The following is a 16786-nucleotide window of genomic DNA, read 5'->3' as shown; positions in this document are numbered from 1 at the left end:
CGGACCACGGCCCACCCGCCGGTCGTCACCGCAGGTCAGCGGCCTGAAGGCGAACCAGGTGAGGGTAGCCTTCGTGGAACGCGACAGCCCCTCGCGGTTACATTTTCGTCATGCTCACGGTTCTCGGTGCCAGTCACCACGACCTGGAGCTCCCCCAGTTGGAACGCCTCGCGGCTGGCGGGGAGATCCTCGCCGCCCGTCTCGCCGATCTGGTCGCCGTCCCGGACGGCCCCCTGACCGGGGTCGTGCTCCTCGCGACCTGCAACCGGCTCGAGATCTACGCCGACGCCGTGCGGTTCCATGACGCCATCGACGCGGTCACCGCGGCGGTCGCCGGAGCGACCGGCATCCCCGAGGCGGAGGCCAGCGCCCTGCTGCAGGTCCGGGTCGGCGCCCCGGTCGCGGCCCACCTGTTCGGCGTCGCGGCCGGCCTGGACTCGATGGTGGTGGGTGAGGCCGAGATCGCCGGTCAGGTCTCCCGCGCCTTCCGGGCCGCGCAAACCGCCGGTACGACGTCACCGGCGCTGCATCAACTTTTCCAGGGTGCCGCGCGTGCCTCGAAGCGGGTGGCCACGGTCACCGGTCTCGGCGCCGCGGGTCGTTCGGTCGCCTCGGTCGCGCTGGATCTGGCCGTCGGCACCGGCGACCCCCTGGTCGGCACCCGCACCCTGATCGTGGGGACCGGCGCCTATGCGCGGGTGGTCGCCGCCGAGGTCCGGGCTCGTGGCGGTCAGGATCTGTTTGTGCATTCGCCCAGTGGTCGGGCCACGGCCTTCGCCCACCGGCACGGTGCCACCCCGGTCGATGCGGATGCTCTCGCGGACGCACTGGCCACCGCCGACCTCGTGGTCACCTGCAGCGGCGCCGGCGATCCGGTCATCGACGAACTCCTCGTCCGGCGGGTCGTGGCCCGCCGCAGCGCGCCGCTGCCGATCGTCGATCTCGCGCTGCGTTCCGATCTGACCCCCCAGGCCCGGGCGGTCCCGGGGGTGCGGGTGGTGGATCTGCGCAGCGTCGCCGGGCAGGCCGACTCTCCGCACATCGAGGCCATCACCGCGGCCCAGGACATCGTCATCGCGGCCGTCGCCGACTACGAGGATCAGCTCGCCCAGCGTCGTCTGGATCCCGCGGTGGTGGCGCTGCGCCAGCACGTCTCGGGAACGGTGACGAAGGAACTCGAGCGGCTGCGGGCCAAGTACCCGGCCGACATCGCGGCCGACGTCGAACGCGCCATGCACCGGGTGACCCAGTCGCTGCTGCACACCCCGACCATGCGGGCCAAGGAACTGGCGCTGTCGGGCGACAGCGCCGGCTACCTCAGCGCCCTGCACACCCTCTTCGGCATCGACATCGAGGGCCACGCTGCCGCGCACCCGGCCGGCCCGGTGTCGGCGAAGGCCACCCGCCCCGCCTGACGGGTCGACCGCACGCGTCAGCCGATGGGAACACCGCCGGTGGCGGCGATCCCGGTCACCCCCGCGCTGCTGGCGGGGTTGCCGACCCCGCGGATGACACGCCCTCCGACCGGGCGAGCCCGCGAACCGAGCAGGAATCGAGAAGCGGAGCTGCCGGTCGGCCCCCTACCGTCGTCGATGGATTTCGGACGACTGGGGAGAGGACGACCGATGAGCGCGGACACCCGACAGAACGGCGACGACACCGGTTTCAGCGACGCCGAGAAGGCCGCGATCAAGCAGCGGGCGGCGGAGTTGCGAGCCCAGGGCGGCAAGGGGGCAGCCAAGAAGGAGCGGGAGGCGCAGGCCTGCCTGGACGCGATCGAGGCCCTCACCGGATCCGATCAGGCGATCGCCCGGCGACTGCACGTCATCGTCACCGAGGAGGCGCCCCAGCTGGATCAAAAGACCTGGTACGGCTTTCCGTCCTATGCCCGGGACGGCAGGGTCGTGGTCTTCTACCAGCCCGCTTCCAAGTTCGACACCCGTTACGGGACAGTCGGTTTCCAAGAGGACTCCCGCCTGGACGACGGGGCGATGTGGCCGACCTCGTTCGCGGTGCTCGAGGTCACCGACGACGTGGAGCGGCAGCTTCGCGACCTGGTGCGGCGGGCTGCCGACTGACCCAGTGGCCCACGGCCGACGAATGGTGCAGCGACAGCTCTCTCGAACTGTGGCTGCACCGCTCGCCGAGCGGTGTCGACCCGGTGATGGGGCCGCCCGATCGTCAGGCCAGCCCCGCCTCTTCGAAGGCGGCCAACGTCGGCGCGATGCGTGCGGTCGGCCCGACGACGTGGGCGATGGCGTCGAGGGTCTTGAGCCCGTCGCCGGTGTTGAAGATGACGGTCTCGGCCTCGGGATCGAGCTGCCCCGTGGCCAGCAGCTTGCGCAGCGTCGCCACGGTCACGCCGCCGGCGGTCTCGGCGAAAATGCCCTCGGTCCGGGCCAGCAGCTTGATGCCCTCGATGACCTCTTCGTCGGAGACGTCCTCGACCGCACCGCCGGTCCGGCGGGTGACGTCCAGGACGTAGGGCCCGTCGGCCGGGTTGCCGATGGCCAGCGACTTGGCGATGGTGTCCGGCTTCACCGGGCGGACGGTGTCGGTGCCGGCCTTGAACGCGGTGGCGACAGGGGAGCACCCGGTGGCCTGCGCCCCGAACACCTTGTACTCGGAGCTGTCGACCAGGCCCAGATCGATGAGCTCCTGGAAGCCCTTGTCGATCTTGACCAGCTGCGCGCCCGAGGCGATCGGGATGACGACCTGCTCGGGCAGCCGCCAGCCGAGCTGCTCGGCCACCTCGAAACCGAGGGTCTTGGAGCCCTCGGCGTAGTACGGCCGGACATTGACGTTGACGAACGCCCAGTCGTCCTGCTCGGCGGCGATCTGACCGGCCAGCCGGTTGATGTCGTCGTAGTTGCCGTCGACCGCGACCAGCGTCCCGCCGTACGCGGCGGTGGTGAGGATTTTCTGCTGCTCGAGGTTCGCGGGCACCAGCACGACGGAGCGGATCCCCGCGCGGGCGGCCGCCGCGGCCACCGCGTTGGCCAGGTTGCCGGTGGACGGGCAGGCCAGGACGGTGAAGCCGAGTTCGCGGGCGGCGGCCAGGGCGACGGCCACGACCCGGTCCTTGAAGGAGTGGGTCGGGTTACCCGAATCGTCCTTGACCCACAGCGTCTTCATGCCGAGCTCGCGGGCCAGGTTGTCGGCCCGCACGAGCTTGGTCTGGCCCGGGTTGATGTTCGGGGTGTCGGCGATCCCGGCCGGGACCGGCAGCAGCGAGGCCCAACGCCAGATGTTGTCGGGACCGGCCTCGATCTTCTTGCGCAGTGCCTCGCCGCGCTCGGTGAATTCGTACGCCACCTCGAGCGGGCCGAAGCACTCGGTACAGGCGTAGTAGGGGCCCAGCTCGATGCGCGAACCGCACTCGCGGCAGGACAGGGCGACAGCAGGGCCGAGGTCCACCGTGGAGGTGGCAGCGGTCGGCGCCGGGGTCAGGACAGAGGTCATCGCGAGGTCTCTCCTCATCTTTCCCGCCGTGGCGGGACGGAAGTGGCACCTGCCGTCGACGTCCGTCGCCGCGCCGCACTGGGCGCTTGTGGCGATCCGGTCATCGGCAGTGGTTGCCGGGGCTTCAACGGGCCGTGTCCCTCTGCCCCTCTGGATGAGTGGGTGATGCAGTTGTCCGGTCAGGATAACTCAGCCGCGCAACCCTCCCGGCCGTGGCCTCTGTCACCGGCAGAGCCGGGTGGTTCCCCGGACCGAACCGTCGGAGGCCGGGTGTCGGTGGCACCTGGCACGATGACGCGGTGCCCGCCGGAACCGCCCCCGCGCCCCTGGTCCTCGTCACCGGGGACGAGCCGTTCCTGGTCGACCGCGCCGTGCTGCGCACCCTGGCCGCGGCCCGCAAGGCCGACCCCGCGGTGGAACGGCGGGAGGCGGTGGCCGCCGGTCTGAGCCCGGCCGATTTCGCCGACCTGGTGGCGCCGAGCCTGTTCGCCGAGCCTCGCGTGGTGGTGGTCCGCGGGGTGCACGAGTCGGCAAAGGATCTGGCCGCCGCGTTGACCGGGTACGTCAAGGACCCGGTCGACGGGGTCACCCTGGTGATCCACCACGGTGGCGGCGCCCGCAACAAGGCCATCGCCGACGCGTTCGCCAAGGCCGGTGCCGACGTCCAGACCGCGGCGAAGATTACCCGTCCCGCCGAGCGGACCGATTTCGTGGTGAAGGAGATCCGGCGGGCCGGCGGGACGAGCACGGCCGAGGCCGTGGCCGCGCTGATCGACGCCGTCGGTTCCGACCTTCGGGAGCTCTCGTCCGCCGCCGGGCAGCTGGTGGCCGACACCGGCGGCACCGTGGACCTGCCCGCGGTCCGTCGCTACCACCGCGGACGGGGCGAAGTGAGCGGTTTCGCGGTCGCCGATGCCGTCGTCGCCGGCGACGTCCGGGGCGCCGTGGAGTCGCTGCGCTGGGCGTTGACCATCGGTGTCGCCCCAGTCCTGATCGCCGACGCACTGGCCGACGGCATCCGCACGGTGGCAAAGGTCTCCGGGGTCCGCGGCGGCGGCAATTCCTACGCGCTGGCCGGTCAGCTGGGGATGCCCGCCTGGAAGATCGACAAGGCCCGGACGGCCGCCCGGGGGTGGAGTGCCGACGGATTGGCGGAGGGCATCCGGGTGGTCGCCGACCTCAACGCCGCGGTCAAGGGCGTCGCCGCCGACCCGGAATACGCCGTCGAGAAGGCCGTCCTGGACCTGCTGGCGGCCCGTCGCCCCCGCTGAAGTTGGTCTTTCCGGCGGTGTCCCGCCGACCGGGTGGCTTCGGTGAGCTCCCGAACGGCGTCGAGGGGACCAACAACCCGCAAACGCAAGAACGCCGGGTCACCCGTGGGTGCCCGGCGTCGCTGCGTGAAGATCAGGTCAGAGAGCGTTGACCTGCTGGGCCAGCGCCGACTTGCGGTTCGCGGCCTGGTTCTTGTGGATGATGCCCTTGGAGGCGGCCTTGTCCAGGCTGCGGCCGGCGGCCTTCAGTTCGACGGTCGCGGTCTCCTTGTCGCCCGCGGCGACGGCGGTGCGGACGCGACGGACGGCGGTCTTCAGCGCCGACTTCGCGGACTTGTTGCGCAGACGGGCCGCCTCGTTCGTGCGGATCCGCTTGATCTGGGACTTGATGTTGGCCACGCCGGATTGCCTTCGTTTCGTCGTCTTGGTGGGTGTTTCCGTCGATCCGTACGACCGACCGACGGGCATGCCACAACGAGCGGCACGCGCGACACTCAAGATTACCAGCCGGACACCGCGGCGCCCAACCGTCCTGGTCATCGGCCCGTCGTCCGGCCCCGGCCGACGGGGCCACCGCGGTCCGGCCGGTGCCGGGAAGCGACAGGCGGGTGATCATGGGGCCATGACCGGTACGCCGCACCGCCTGCCCGCCGCGCTGGCCGCCCTGCTCGGCGGCGCCGGGGTCCTGCACTTCGTGGCGCCGCGACCGTTCATCGGCATCGTGCCCCGCAGTCTGCCCCGGCCGGAGGCGCTCGTGGCGCTCAGCGGGGCCGCCGAGATCGGGTGTGCCGCGCTGCTGGCCGTCCCACAGACCCGGCGGGTCGGGGGCTGGGCGTCCGCCGCGTTGTTCGTCGGGGTCTATCCGGCCAACGTCTCGATGGCGCTGCGGTCCACCGCCCGCGGCTCCCGCCGGCCCGTCTGGTACCGCGTCGTCGCGTGGGCCCGGCTGCCCCTGCAGGCGCCGCTGGTGCTGGCCGCGGTCCGGGTCGCCCGTCGCGCGTGATCGTCTCCGGCCCGTAGGGTCGCCCGTCGTGTACGTCCTGCTGCCCCCGTCGGAGACCAAGGCGCCCGGCGGTGACGGCCCGGCGTTGGACCTCGACGCGTTGGCCTTCCCCGCCCTGAACGCGACCCGCCAGACGCTCATCGGCCAGCTCAGCGCCCTGTGCGGTGGCGACCGCGCCCGGGCTCGCGCGGCCCTGGGGGTGGCAGCCAGCAAGGACGCCGAGATCGAGGCCACCGCGGAGCTGCGGACCGCGGCGACTCGGCCGGCGCTGCAGCGTTACACCGGCGTGCTCTACGACGCCCTGGATCTCGCGTCCCTGCCCCGCTCCGGGCAGGCTCGGGCCGGGGCCCGGCTGCTGGTGGCCTCCGCCCTGTTCGGAATGGTCCGCGGGGACGACGCGATTCCGGCCTACCGGTTCTCGGCCGGCTCCCGGCTTCCCGGGCGCGGCCCCGTCGCGGCCGACTGGCGGGCCCCCCTCGGACCGGTGCTGGCCGATCTGCTGGCCGACGGCGCGCCGGTCGTCGATCTGCGCTCCGGTGCCTACGCGGCGTTCGCGCCCGCCCCGGGCGCCATCACGGTGCGCGTGCTGTCCGAGGCGGTACCGGGCGACCCGACCACCCGGTCGGTGGTCAGCCACTTCTCCAAGCACGCCAAGGGACTGCTGGCCCGCGCCCTGGTGGCCAGCCGCGCCGACATGGCCGACGCGGCCGCTGTGGTCCGGGTCGCCCGCAAGGCCGGGTTGCGGGTGGAGCGCACGGGCCCGACCACGCTCGAGCTGATCACCTAGGGGGCTACGCCCGGGGGGCGACCACCCCGACCCGCTGCTGGGCGTCCCACCGGTAGACCGGCCGCCCCGCGATCCACACCTGTTCGGCCCGCTGCATGACATCCAATGGATCCCCGGACCACAGCACCAGGTCGGCGGACTTGCCGACGGCGAGCGACCCGATGCGGTCGTCGACGCCCATGGCCCGGGCCGGGTGCAGGGTGATCGCGCGCAGCGCGGTGACCGGGTCGAGACCCTCCTTCACCGCCAGGGTGGCCTGGTGCACCAGGTACTGCACCGGCACCACGGGATGGTCGGTGATGATGGAGATCTCGACCCCGGCGGCGGCCAACCGGCCCGGGTTCGCCAAAGACCGCTCGCGCAGTTCGACTTTCGACCGTGACGTCATCAGAGGGCCGATCAGTACCGGGATCTCCCGCTCGACCAGCAGGTCGGCGATCAGGTGCGCCTCGGTGCCGTGGTCGATGATCAGCCGGAAGCCGAATTCCTCGGCGATCCGCAGCGCCGTGGCGATGTCGTCGGCGCGGTGACAGTGCTGACGCCAGGGGATCTCTCGGCGGAGAACGGCCGAGAGTGCTTCCAGCCGAAGGTCGGTCGGCAGGGGGGCCGCCTCCGGACCCGTGGCCGAGCGGCGGTCGAGGTAGTCGCGGGCCTCGGCGAACGCGGAGCGGATCACCGCGGCCACGCCCAGCCGGGTCGAGGGCAGTTGTTTGCGGTCGCCGTAGACGCGCTTGGGATTCTCGCCCAGGGCCGACTTCAGGCCGGAGGGGGACCGCAGGACCATCGCGTCGACGACCCGTCCGTGGGTGTGCAGGGCCACGCACAGCCCGCCGATGGGGTTGCCGGACCCGGGGTTGACGTTGACCGCGGTGATGCCGCCGGACAGCGCGTCGTCGAATCCGAGATCGAACGGGTTGATGGCGTCGATGGCCCGCACCGCCGCGGTGTTCGGGTCGGTCAGCTCGTTGGTGTCGTTGCCGGCCCAGCCCTGCGCCTCCTCGTGCGTGCCGAGGTGGGTGTGCGCGTCCACGAAGCCGGGCAGCAGCCAGCGACCGCCGGCGTCGACGACGGGCAGCGGTTCGCCGCCCTCGGTGAGATCCGGCAGCCGGAGGTCGGCGCCGAGGGCTGCGATGACGCCGTCCATCACCAGGACCGTGCCGGTGAATGGCACGCCCTCGATGGGGACCACGAAGGCGTCGGTGACGGCGAAGTCGCCCCCGGGTGCGGCGTGGAGCGGGGTGTCGGTCATGGCGTCGATGATCCGCCGGCCGCATGGTGACCGGCGGCGTGCCGGCCGTGTGCAGCGTCGGGCATGGCCGGGTGGTAGCCGTCGGGATGCCGACCGTCGGCGTGCCGTTCCGTCGGGGCGCCGTCCGGGTCCTGCGCGACGCCGGGGGCCCGCTCGGTGGGCGCGTCAGGTTCCGACGACGGTGTCTTCTTCGACGTCAGGCTGTCGGCCAGGGCCAGGAGGAGCGCCACGGCGACGAACCCGACGATCACGAACAGGCCGTGCCGGAAAGCGGTGGCGAAGTCGCCCTCGCTGCTGGCCACTGCTGAGTAGAAGACGCTGCCGGTGGCCGCGATACCGGCCGCCGACCCGATGCGTTGCCCGGTCTGCAGGACACCGCCCGCGCTGCCGGCGCGCTTGACCGGGACCTGCGACAGGCTCAGTGTCTGGTTGGGGGAGATGACCAGCCCGCCGCCCAGGCCGGCGATGAGCAGCGGCACCGCCGCGGCCCAGCCGACGTTCTGCCCGGGGACGAGCAGTACCGCCACCCAGGTCGCGGACAGCCCGACGATGACGGTGGCGAGCCCGGCGGCGATGAGGCCGCGCCCCAGCGCCAACACCTTGCGGCTGCCGACGATCGACGTGAGGGCACCGCCGACGGCGAACGGGGTGGTGGCCAGACCGGCCTGCAGCGCCGAGTAGCCCAGGCCGGACTGCAGGTACTGGGTGTAGATGAAGAAGACCCCGGTGAAGCCGGCGAAGTAGGCCAGGCCCACCGCCGCGCCCAGGACGTAGGAGCGGATGCGGAACAGGTCGAGGCTGACCACCGGCTCCTTCGTCCGCCCGTACCGGCGTTCGTGCAGCACCCAGACCAGCAGGGTGACCGCGGCGACCGGGAACAGGATCAGCCGGAGCCACAACGGCCAGGACCGCTGCTCGATGAACGGCAGCAGGACGGCCAGGACGGCGGTGCCGAGCAGGACGACGCCGATCGGGTCCAGGTCGGCCGACCGGCCGGCTCCCGACTTCTTCGGCGGGGTGGGCAGATAGCGCAGGGCCAGGACGATGGCGAGGGCGCCGACGGGGAGGTTGACGAAGAAGACCATCCGCCAGCCCAGATCAGACCCGAAGAGGGAGATGATCGCCCCGCCCAGCAGCGGGCCGACGGCGGTCGACAGACCGACCGTGGCGCCGAAGAAGCCGAAGGCCTTGCCGCGTTCCTGCCCGCGGAACAGGGTCTGGATGAACCCGCTGACCTGGGGTGTGATGAGGGCGCCACCGCAGCCCTGCAGCAGCCGCGCCGCGACCAGGACGGCGCCGTTCGGGGCCAGCCCACAGGCGGCGCTGGCCAGCAGGAAGACGATGACCCCGGCCAGGAACACCGAACGCCGACCGCGGGCGTCGCCGATGCGCCCGGACGGCACCAGCAGCAGGCCGAACGTCAGGGCGTAACCCGACACGATCCACTGCAGGGCGTTCTCGCCGGCGCCCAGCCCGGTCTCGATGGACGGCAGAGCGACGTTGACGATGCTGACGTCCAGCAGGGTCATGAAGCCGGCGACCAGGCAGACGGTCAGCGCCTTCCACCGACGCGGGTCGGGGGTGTGGTCGTCGTCCGGGCCCGGGCCGTGGCCGGCGCGGGAGCCGGTGGTCGTCTGCGTCGTCACCGGCTCATGGTTCCCGATTGCGGCCGCCCGCAACGGGCGGACGGCCACCGGACGCTTCGCGTCGCGAAAGATCACACCGGAGCGAGCGACGCACCCCACCCGGCCGACGGGACCGGGCCGGGAGCCGTGCGTGGGACGATGGACGGCGCGGTGGTCGTCAGTCGGCGGTGCCGCCCCCGTCGTCCCCCTGGTGAGAGTGATTCGTTCGTGACCTCGAGTACCCACCGCGTGCGTACGTTCACGCCGCCGGAGCGCATCCGGAACTTCTGCATCATCGCGCACATCGACCACGGCAAATCGACCCTGGCCGACCGCATGCTGCAGCTGACCGGTGTGGTCGACGACCGCTCCATGCGGGCCCAGTACCTGGACCGGATGGACATCGAGCGCGAACGCGGCATCACCATCAAGTCGCAGGCCGTGCGGCTGCCCTGGGTGGTGGACGGGCAGGACCACGTCCTGAACCTCATCGACACCCCCGGGCACGTCGACTTCACCTACGAGGTCTCCCGGTCGCTGGCCGCCTGCGAGGGCGCGGTGCTGCTGGTCGACGCGGCGCAGGGCATCGAGGCGCAGACCCTGGCCAACCTGTACCTGGCCCTGGAGAACGACCTGCACGTCATCCCGGTGCTCAACAAGATCGACCTGCCGGCCGCGCAGCCGGAGCGGTACGCCGAGGAGATCGCGCACATCATCGGCGGTTCGCCGGACGACGTGCTGCGGGTGTCGGGCAAGACCGGCGCGGGCGTGCGCGAGCTGCTGGACAAGGTGGTCGCCGAGATCCCGGCGCCGGTCGGCGACGCCGACGCCCCCGCGCGGGCGATGATCTTCGACTCGGTCTACGACATCTACCGCGGCGTCATCACCTACATCCGGGTCATCGACGGCAAGATCACTCCGCGCGAGCGGATCCAGATGATGTCCACCAAGGCGACCCACGAGCTGCTCGAGGTCGGCGTCATCTCCCCGGAACCGGTGCCGACGGCCGGCCTGGGCGTCGGTGAGGTCGGTTACCTGATCACCGGGGTGAAGGACGTCCGCCAGTCCCGGGTCGGTGACACGGTGACCTCCGCGGCCAAGGGCGCGACCGAGGCGCTGGGCGGTTACCGCGATCCGCGGCCGATGGTCTACTCCGGGCTCTACCCGCTGGACGGCTCCGACTTCCCGCTGCTGCGCGATGCGCTGGACAAGTTGCGGCTCAACGACGCCGCGCTGACCTACGAGCCGGAGTCGTCCGCCGCCCTCGGATTCGGGTATCGCTGCGGCTATCTCGGGCTGCTGCACCTGGAGATCACCCGGGACCGGCTGGAGCGGGAGTTCGGACTCGACCTGATTTCGACGGCGCCCAACGTCGTTTACCACGTGACGATGGAAGACAAGTCCGAGCACGTCGTCACCAACCCGTCGGACTGGCCGGCCGGCAAGATCGCCACCATCACCGAGCCGATGGTCAAGTGCACGATCATCAGCCCGAGCGACTACATCGGCGCGATCATGGAGCTGTGCCAGTCGCGGCGGGGGCAGCTAGGCGGCATGGACTACCTGTCCGAGACCCGGGTCGAGTTGCGCTACACGATGCCGCTCGGCGAGATCATCTTCGATTTCTTCGACGCCCTGAAGTCCCGGACCCGGGGCTACGCGTCGCTGGACTACGAGGAGATCGGGATGGAGGCCGCCGATCTGGTCAAGGTCGACATCCTCCTGCAGGGCGAGGCGGTGGACGCGTTCTCGGCCATCGTGCATCGGGAATCGGCCTACCAGTACGGGGTCTCGATGACGGGCAAGCTGCGGGAGCTCATCCCGCGTCAGCAGTTCGAGGTGCCCATCCAGGCCGCGGTCGGGTCGCGCGTCATCGCCCGGGAGACGATCCGGGCGATGCGCAAGGACGTCCTGGCCAAGTGCTACGGCGGTGACATCACCCGCAAGCGCAAGCTGCTGGAGAAGCAGAAGGAGGGCAAGAAGCGGATGAAGATGGTCGGCCGCGTGGAGGTCCCGCAGGAGGCCTTCATCGCCGCGCTGTCCACCGACGCCGTGCCCGCCGGCTCCGGGGGCAAGGAGAAGAAGTAGACGACCCGACCCGGGTACGCCCGGGTCGGACGGTGACGGCTCAGGCGCGGAGTGGATTCTCGGCGCGCAGCCCGCTGCCGGTCCAGCTCAGCGCGGTCAGGTCGGTGACGACCACGTCCGCGTCGGTCTGAAGGGCGCGCTCGCCGATGCCGATGACCGCGCCCACCCCGGCCGCCCGGGCCGCCTCCACCCCGGCCGGGCTGTCCTCGAGGACCACCGCCTGCACCGGGAGCTGGCCCAGCGCAGCAGCGGCGGCCAGAAAGCCCTCCGGGTCCGGCTTGCCGAGTCGGACGTCGTCCGCGGTGACCAGGACGTCGGGGACGGCGAGGCCGGCGGCGGTGATCCGAGCGGTGGCCAGCAGCCGGGTGCCCGACGTGACGACGGCCCACTGCTCGGCCGGGATGCTGCGGGTCAGCTCCGGCGCCCCGGCGATCGCGGGCACGGCGACCGCTCCGTCGATCTCCAGCCGGTTGATGAGCTCGACCGCCTCCGATCGGCCCACCTCGTCGATCAGCAGGGCGACCGTGTCCGCGGCGCGTCGGCCGTGCACCATCTCGCCCACGGTCACCGGGTCCAGCCCGTGGTGCACGGCCCAGTCGCCCCAGGCCTGCATCACGCTGGCGTCGGAATCGACCAGGACCCCGTCGCAGTCGAACAGGACGGCCGAGCAGGTCAGGGTGCGGCTGGTCACGCGGGACTCCAGAGCGGTGTGCGGAACATCGGGGGACGACCGGAGTATGCCCGTCGCCCGCGGGCTTCCCGGACGCACGGCGGGCCGGGCGTCCGGGAGAGTGGGGGGATGAACGCTCCGTTGCGGGTCGGTGTGGTCGGCGCCGGTATCGGTGGGCTGGCCGTCGCCGCCGGGTTGCAGCGCGCGGGCGCCGAGGTGACGGTCTTCGAGCGGGCACAGCCTCGTTCCGATGAGGGGTCGGGACTGTCGTTGTTCGGCAACGGGTTGGCCGCACTCGACGCCCTCGGGCTGCGCGCCGCCCGGCGCGACCGGGGAATCGTCAGCAGCGGCGAGTCCGGCGGCGTGATCGCCTCGGGGGCCGCGGGTCAACGCGCCCCGGACGGGCGGCTGCTGTCCCGGCTCCCCTCCTCGGTGGCGGCCACCGTCGTCGTGGTGCATCGGTCCGAGCTGCGCCATCTGCTGCTGTCGGCCGTCGCGCCCGGAACGGTGACGACCGGGGACGCGGTGACCGGGGTCGACGCGGCCGGCCGCACGGTGATGGTGTCCGGGCGGTCACAGGAGTTCGACGTCGTCGTGGCCGCCGACGGCATCCGCAGCCGCCTACGTGCGGGCTGGCCCGGCGACCCCGGGATGCGGTACAGCGGATACCGAGCCTGGCGCGGAGTGACGGCCGAGCCGGTCGACGTCGGGGGAGTGGTCGGTGAGACCGTCGGCCGTGGAATGCGTTTCGGGATCGCGCCGATCGACGGCGGAACGCGGTCGGGCTGCGTCTACTGGTTCGCGGCCATCTCCGGTCCTGCTGTGCGCGAGCCGTCCTCGGACGATCTGGGGCGCTTCGCCGGGTGGCACGACCCGATCCCGGCCCTGCTGGCGGCCACCCCGCCGCCGGACCGCCAGGGGCTGCCCATCGAGGAACTGGCCGGTCGGGTGTCCTCGTTCCGGCGGGGCCGCTGCGTGCTGCTGGGCGATGCGGCCCACGCCATGACGCCCAATCTCGGGCAGGGCGGAAACCAGGCGCTGGAGGACGCGGCAACCCTCGGCGTGCTGCTGTCCGGCCTTGGTCGCGTCGACGGGCGGGGGATCGACGCAGCGCTGACCGCCTACGACCGACTGCGTCGGCCGCGGACCCAGCGCGTCGCTCGCCAGGCGGCGTTGCTCGGTCAGGTGCTGCAGGCCGCCGGGCCGGTGTCGTCCCGGCTGCGCGACGCCGCATTGCGGCTGGCCCCGGAACGGGTGGTGGCGCGGCAGCTCCTCGCCGTGCAGCGCTGGTCCCCGCCCGGACCGGCCCCGGGGCTTTGACGGGTGCAGTGGGGGAGCTTCGCTTCCGGGTGCCGGTGTCTGGTCGGTCCGCCGCCGGGGCACTGACCGGCCATGACCGAACTCTCCGGCGCCCATGCCGACCTGCTGGCCACCGTGCCCGAGCCGACGGACTTCACCGTCGAGACCGCCGACGTCGACTACCGGCAGGACGGGTCCGCGCTGCGTGGCTATCTCGCCCGGCCCTCGGCGGGGGCGAACGGCGTCGGTGTGCTGATCGTGCACGACTGGTTCGGGGTGGCCGACACCGCGATCATGCGGGCGCAGATGCTGGCCCGGCTCGGCTACGTCGCGTTCGCTGCCGACATCTTCGGCGCCGACACCCGCCCCACCCCGGAGCAGGCGCCGGAGGTGGCCGGGAGCTTCTACGGCGACCCGGACCTCACCCGCGCCCGGGCGGCCGCGGGGTTGGAGCAGCTGCTCGCGCAGCCCGGGGTCGATCGTCACCGCGTCGTCGTGATCGGTTACTGCTTCGGCGGTTTCGTCGCACTGGAGCTGGCTCGCACCGGCGCGGACGTCGCCGGGACGGTCACCTTCCACGGTTCGCTGAAATCCGACCGACCGCAGGAAGCGCGCAACATCCGCGGCAAGGTGCTGGTGCTGACCGGGTCGAACGACCCCATCGTGCCGGACGAGGAGATCGCCGACTTCGTCGCCGCGATGCGGGACGGACAGGTGGCGGACTGGCAGGTCCATCTCTACAGCGGCGTGCAGCACGCCTTCACCGTCCCCGGGTCGAACCACCCGCCGGCGGTCTACGACGCCACCGCCGACCGGCGGTCCTGGGCGGCGCTGCTCGACTTCCTGGGGGAGTTCGACTGACGCCACGGATCAGTAACTCCGCAAAAGCGTCAGTTCGCGCCCTGAGCGGCAGCGTTGATCCGTCGTTCCTCGCCCGTCGGATCGGCGACCGTCAGTACCAGCCGTACGTACTTCTCGTCCCGGAGCTCGACGACCAGGTTGTCACGGGGGTCGCTGACGTTCCAGAAGGTGGCTTCGCCGCCCCGGTGGAACGTGCCGGCGTACTTGCCGGGCACGGCCAGTCCCGGTGCGCGGATCCCACGGGGTTCGTCGACCACCCCCGGGTCGGCGGTGGCCCCGCGGACGTGGGTCAGGGGGATGCGCAGTTCCCGGGTGAAGCTCCACAGCTTGTCCAGGCCGCGGGGCTCGACGACGAGTTCCTCGGCGGTCAGCGTGATCTCGTTCATGACGGGTCCTTTCGAACGGGTGGAAGTGTGGTGACCAGTCCGCGGCCGAGCAGGCGGACACCCAGTCGTTCGGCCGCATCCGGGCCCAGCTGATCCACGAGAGCTCCTGCGATCGAACGGATCTCGGCGTCGTCGGCCGCCAGGTCCATCAGGGCGACCATCAGCAGGTCGAGGTCGACCGGTTCGTCCGACCCTCGGGTCAGGGCGGCCATGAACAGGCCCCGCTTGCTGCCGAAGGCCTGATAGAGGCTGGCCCGGGCCAGCCCGGTCGCGGTCAGGAGGTCGTCCACCGAGGTGCCGCGGTACCCGCCGGCGACGAATGCATCCCTCGCTCGGGCGATCACCGTCGCCGGGTCGAAGGAGCGGGGTCGGGCCATGGGTCCACGGTAGAACGATCAGTCCAGAATGACCAGTCCAGAATTCCGTCCCGGCCCGGCAGACCCACTCGGCTCCTGCACCCGCCCCCTCCGGGGCGCCGATACCCTGGGTTCATGTGGCAGACCGTGCTCGACGTGGTGGACGCCGTCGAGTCGTGGATCGCCGGACAGTCCTACTGGATCCAGGTCGTCGTCCTGCTGGCCGTTCTCGGACCGCTGTGCTGGTTCCTGGCCGGGCTCATCGACCGGGTCGTCGAGCGGGTCCTGGCCTGGCATTCCCGGCGAGAGAGCCGCCATGGCGCCCACCCCGCCACGACGGCGCCGGGTGGATCCCGATGAGCCGCCGCCCCTTGCCCGTCGTCACCCGTCGCTGGATGACGATCGCCTTCGTCCTGATGCTGCTGATCGCCCTGCTGGTCACCCAGCTCCGCTAGGACCGGTCGGGGCCGGCCGCGCCGCAGAGGACACTGGACGGGTGCCTTCCGCTCTTCCCGACGGGGATCCCGTCCCGTCCGACGGCTCGCTGCCACCGTCCGCGGCCGACGGACTGACCGCCCGCAGCCTGTCCCTCTACGTGCACGTGCCCTTCTGTGCGACGCGCTGCGGCTACTGCGACTTCAACACCTACACCGCCGGCGAACTCGGCACCGATGCGTCCCCGCAATCCTGGCTGAACGCCGTCCGGGCTGAGACCGCGCTCGCGGCACGGACTCTCGCCGACCTGGGCGACGACCGTCCGGTCACGACGGTGTTCGTGGGCGGCGGGACGCCCTCCCTCCTGGGGTCCCAGGGACTGCCCGCGGTGATGGACGCCGTCCGCGACCACTTCACCCTGGCCGAGGGCGCCGAGGTCACCACCGAAGCCAACCCGGAGTCCACCGGTCCCGAGCTGCTCGACGCCCTGCTGGCCGCCGGCTTCACCCGGCTGTCCCTCGGTCTGCAGTCCACGTCGACGTCCGTGTTGCGCATCCTCGACCGCACCCACACCCCCGGCCGCGCCCTCGACGTGGTCACGCAGGCCCGGGCCGCCGGGTTCGGGCACGTCAACCTCGACCTCATCTACGGCACGCCGGGGGAGACCGACGCCGACTTCACCGCCTCGCTCCGGGCCGCCGCGACCAGCGGCGCCGACCACGTGTCGGCCTACTCGCTCATCGTCGAACCGGGCACCCGGCTGGCCCGGCAGGTACGCACCGGGGTGCTGCCCACCCCTGACGAGGACGTGCTCGCCGACCGGTACCTGCTCGCCGAACGCGAGCTGACCGCCGCCGGGTTCACCTGGTACGAGGTGTCGAACTGGGCCCGCACCCCGGACGCCCGATGCCGCCACAACCTGGCCTATTGGACCGGCCAGGACTGGTGGGGCCTCGGGCCCGGCGCCCACTCCCACGTCGGCGGGGTCCGGTGGTGGAACGTCAAGCACCCGGCCGCCTACGCGGCCGCGCTGGCCGCCGGCCGCTCACCCGGGCACGCCCGGGAGGTGCTGGACGCCGACCAGCGCAGCACCGAGGACGTGCTGCTGCGCCTGCGCCTGGCCGACGGACTACCGCTCCACCGGCTCGACCCGGCCGGCCGGGACACCGCTCGCGACGCCGCCGAGCGGGGGCTGCTCGACCGGGGCGCCCTGCACGACGGGGTGGCACGGTTGACCCTGGAGGGCCGGCTCCTTGCCGACGGCATCGCCGTGGATCTGCTCGGTTGATCGTCA

General features: G+C 72.0%; 17 protein-coding genes and 1 riboswitch. Of the genes, 10 read left to right on the top strand and 7 right to left on the bottom strand.

Annotated features, from left to right (window positions below; translation table 11 throughout):
- Positions 1-110 precede the first annotated feature (110 nt).
- Complete coding sequence (locus FDO65_RS07315; RefSeq protein WP_137448693.1) at positions 111-1415, top strand: glutamyl-tRNA reductase; 1305 nt, start codon at positions 111-113, stop codon at positions 1413-1415.
- Between the two features lie 210 nt (positions 1416-1625).
- Positions 1626-2078 (top strand): iron chaperone, encoded by a 453-nt coding sequence (locus FDO65_RS07310; RefSeq protein ID WP_137448692.1) that lies wholly within the window; start codon positions 1626-1628, stop codon positions 2076-2078.
- A 103-nt stretch (positions 2079-2181) separates the two neighbouring features.
- On the opposite strand, the gene thrC is transcribed toward FDO65_RS07310, so the two are convergent.
- A complete protein-coding gene (gene thrC, locus FDO65_RS07305; protein ID WP_137448691.1) occupies positions 2182-3462 on the bottom strand; it encodes a threonine synthase in 1281 nt (426 codons plus the stop codon).
- An 11-nt stretch (positions 3463-3473) separates the two neighbouring features.
- Positions 3474-3623, bottom strand: a riboswitch (SAM riboswitch).
- 138 nt (positions 3624-3761) lie between these two features.
- Between thrC and holA the strand changes: the two genes are divergently transcribed.
- Complete coding sequence (gene holA, locus FDO65_RS07300) at positions 3762-4733, top strand: DNA polymerase III subunit delta (RefSeq protein ID WP_137448690.1); 972 nt, start codon at positions 3762-3764, stop codon at positions 4731-4733.
- Positions 4734-4871: 138 nt separating this feature from the next.
- Here holA and rpsT read toward each other — a convergent pair whose 3' ends face one another.
- Positions 4872-5132 (bottom strand): 30S ribosomal protein S20, encoded by a 261-nt coding sequence (gene rpsT, locus FDO65_RS07295; RefSeq protein WP_137448689.1) that lies wholly within the window; start codon positions 5130-5132, stop codon positions 4872-4874.
- A 223-nt stretch (positions 5133-5355) separates the two neighbouring features.
- On the opposite strand from rpsT, the gene FDO65_RS07290 reads away from it, so the two are divergent.
- Together FDO65_RS07290 and FDO65_RS07285 are read left to right on the top strand one after the other, a co-directional pair.
- The gene (locus FDO65_RS07290; protein ID WP_137448688.1) at positions 5356-5736 is read left to right on the top strand and encodes a DoxX family protein; all 381 of its coding nucleotides are present in this window, start codon (positions 5356-5358) and stop codon (positions 5734-5736) included.
- 28 nt (positions 5737-5764) lie between these two features.
- Positions 5765-6523 (top strand): YaaA family protein, encoded by a 759-nt coding sequence (locus FDO65_RS07285; protein WP_137448687.1) that lies wholly within the window; start codon positions 5765-5767, stop codon positions 6521-6523.
- Between the two features lie 4 nt (positions 6524-6527).
- On the opposite strand, the gene FDO65_RS07280 is transcribed toward FDO65_RS07285, so the two are convergent.
- Positions 6528-7772: an amidohydrolase gene (locus FDO65_RS07280; RefSeq protein ID WP_137448686.1), complete on the bottom strand. Its 1245-nt coding sequence runs from the start codon at positions 7770-7772 to the stop codon at positions 6528-6530.
- Positions 7769-9418, bottom strand: a complete 1650-nt coding sequence (locus FDO65_RS07275; RefSeq protein WP_205849834.1) for an MFS transporter — start codon at positions 9416-9418, stop codon at positions 7769-7771. Before FDO65_RS07275 ends, FDO65_RS07280 begins: the two co-directional genes overlap by 4 nt.
- Before the next feature lie 138 nt (positions 9419-9556).
- Between FDO65_RS07275 and lepA the strand changes: the two genes are divergently transcribed.
- Entirely contained in the window at positions 9557-11485 is a 1929-nt protein-coding gene (gene lepA, locus FDO65_RS07270) for a translation elongation factor 4 (RefSeq protein ID WP_420847504.1), read from the top strand.
- Between the two features lie 40 nt (positions 11486-11525).
- Here lepA and FDO65_RS07265 read toward each other — a convergent pair whose 3' ends face one another.
- A complete protein-coding gene (locus tag FDO65_RS07265) occupies positions 11526-12176 on the bottom strand; it encodes an HAD-IA family hydrolase (RefSeq protein WP_205849833.1) in 651 nt (216 codons plus the stop codon).
- 108 nt (positions 12177-12284) lie between these two features.
- Here FDO65_RS07265 and FDO65_RS07260 point away from each other — a divergent pair, with 108 nt between their 5' ends.
- Positions 12285-13475: an FAD-dependent monooxygenase gene (locus FDO65_RS07260; RefSeq protein WP_205849832.1), complete on the top strand. Its 1191-nt coding sequence runs from the start codon at positions 12285-12287 to the stop codon at positions 13473-13475.
- 72 nt (positions 13476-13547) lie between these two features.
- Positions 13548-14315, top strand: coding sequence for a dienelactone hydrolase family protein (locus tag FDO65_RS07255; RefSeq protein ID WP_137448684.1), 768 nt, complete (start codon positions 13548-13550; stop codon positions 14313-14315).
- Positions 14316-14344: 29 nt separating this feature from the next.
- Here FDO65_RS07255 and FDO65_RS07250 read toward each other — a convergent pair whose 3' ends face one another.
- Together FDO65_RS07250 and FDO65_RS07245 are read right to left on the bottom strand one after the other, a co-directional pair.
- Positions 14345-14701, bottom strand: a complete 357-nt coding sequence (locus FDO65_RS07250; protein WP_137448683.1) for a hypothetical protein — start codon at positions 14699-14701, stop codon at positions 14345-14347.
- Positions 14698-15078 carry a TetR/AcrR family transcriptional regulator gene (locus FDO65_RS07245; protein ID WP_137448682.1) on the bottom strand — a complete coding sequence of 127 codons (381 nt, stop codon included), beginning with the start codon at positions 15076-15078 and terminating at the stop codon, positions 14698-14700. Before FDO65_RS07245 ends, FDO65_RS07250 begins: the two co-directional genes overlap by 4 nt.
- A gap of 114 nt (positions 15079-15192) precedes the next feature.
- On the opposite strand from FDO65_RS07245, the gene FDO65_RS07240 reads away from it, so the two are divergent.
- Both FDO65_RS07240 and hemW read left to right on the top strand, forming a co-directional pair.
- On the top strand, positions 15193-15417 hold the full coding sequence (locus tag FDO65_RS07240; RefSeq protein WP_205849831.1) for a hypothetical protein: 225 nt from the start codon (positions 15193-15195) through the stop codon (positions 15415-15417).
- 136 nt (positions 15418-15553) lie between these two features.
- The gene (gene hemW / locus FDO65_RS07235) at positions 15554-16780 is read left to right on the top strand and encodes a radical SAM family heme chaperone HemW (RefSeq protein ID WP_137448681.1); all 1227 of its coding nucleotides are present in this window, start codon (positions 15554-15556) and stop codon (positions 16778-16780) included.
- Positions 16781-16786 lie beyond the last annotated feature (6 nt).

The sequence above is a fragment of the Nakamurella flava genome, assembly GCF_005298075.1.
Classification (GTDB): Bacteria; Actinomycetota; Actinomycetes; order Mycobacteriales; family Nakamurellaceae; genus Nakamurella; species Nakamurella flava.
This window is presented reverse-complemented; position numbering and strand designations above follow the sequence as displayed.